Here is a 1,083-nt window from a genome sequence, read left to right on the forward strand (position 1 = left end):
TTCTTACTGGGTTATGGGACCAGTAAAGCCAATTAGATTAGTTGATTCAGTGATTGGAAATATCGCTTACCCGTGCTTGCTGGGTCGGAGAAAGGCGGGACCGTAGCCTGTAACTCACGGGGTGGTCGCCAGACGTGGGGCCCACGTGGGGGTGCGTTCCCGGGTTCGAGTAAGGATATTTCCGGTCGTTGGCCCAGCTGATTGAAAGGTTGTTGCGTACAGTAAGATCGACTGTGCGTGACTGGGGGCTAGGTATCTCCTGCAGGATGTACATTGATCCGGATCGACACAACTCTTGGTTATGAGTGCACTTGATCAGGTGTTAAACATCGTAGAGGAAACAAGTTGAACAAGATCAGTGTGATTCATAAATGCTGGTTGAGCTTAGTACAACCTGTATGCAAAATATTTTATAACCTAGATGGATAAGTAACAACTCAACTGAGCATAAAATACATAAAATATAAGGATCAAGTTTTAGTAATGCTTTTTAGGCAAAAGAGTCGAGTCAGCCAAATCCACATAAAGCCCAATCATATTCCTTGGGAGTCTTTTCTTTGGTAAGGCGGGTAAGTCTTGCTGAGTACCTTCGTACTCAGGGAATCTCCCTTTTGTTTTTCAGAAGAAGCTACGGAGGAGATCACCAAGAAGATCCAGAAGACCTAGATCATCGTGGTCCCGGTGATTCTAGGGTTAAGCCGGAGGCTGTAGATATGTGTGATATAGAACTACCTAGACTGGTTTGTATCAAACTCTTAGTAATGGCTTGACTTGCATTTAAGTTCTCTTCAAAACCTGGCTTGTAATAAGTAAGAATCTTGGTATGTTGTGTAAAAATGATAATGTTCGTTGTGTTCTCCTTACCGAAAACGATCCTGATGTATGGCAAAGATATGAGTTAACGTGGTTTATCGAGGAGTCCTTGGGACACTCGACAGATCACCAGTTTAAACTGTTTGAAGTGCGTCCGATAATCGTAACAGGTCGTTATGACGCACTTGAGCCAGTTTAAATTGGCGGTTCTGCCACATATTTGTCTTATTCAGAAAAATTTACATAATATTAAAACAAATATATATCGAT

Annotated in this window: 2 protein-coding genes; both read left to right on the top strand. The window is 42.4% G+C overall.

Annotated elements, in window-relative coordinates; genetic code table 11:
- The first annotated feature begins 557 nt into the window (after window positions 1–557).
- Window positions 558–770, top strand: coding sequence for a hypothetical protein (locus FA727_RS23870; protein ID WP_136833931.1), 213 nt, complete (start codon window positions 558–560; stop codon window positions 768–770).
- A 53-nt stretch (window positions 771–823) separates the two neighbouring features.
- On the top strand, window positions 824–1,012 hold the full coding sequence (locus tag FA727_RS23875; protein ID WP_136833932.1) for a hypothetical protein: 189 nt from the start codon (window positions 824–826) through the stop codon (window positions 1,010–1,012).
- Window positions 1,013–1,083 lie beyond the last annotated feature (71 nt).

Origin of the sequence: Robertmurraya kyonggiensis (assembly GCF_005116465.1) — a bacterium.
Lineage (GTDB): Bacteria > Bacillota > Bacilli > Bacillales > Cytobacillaceae > Robertmurraya > Robertmurraya kyonggiensis.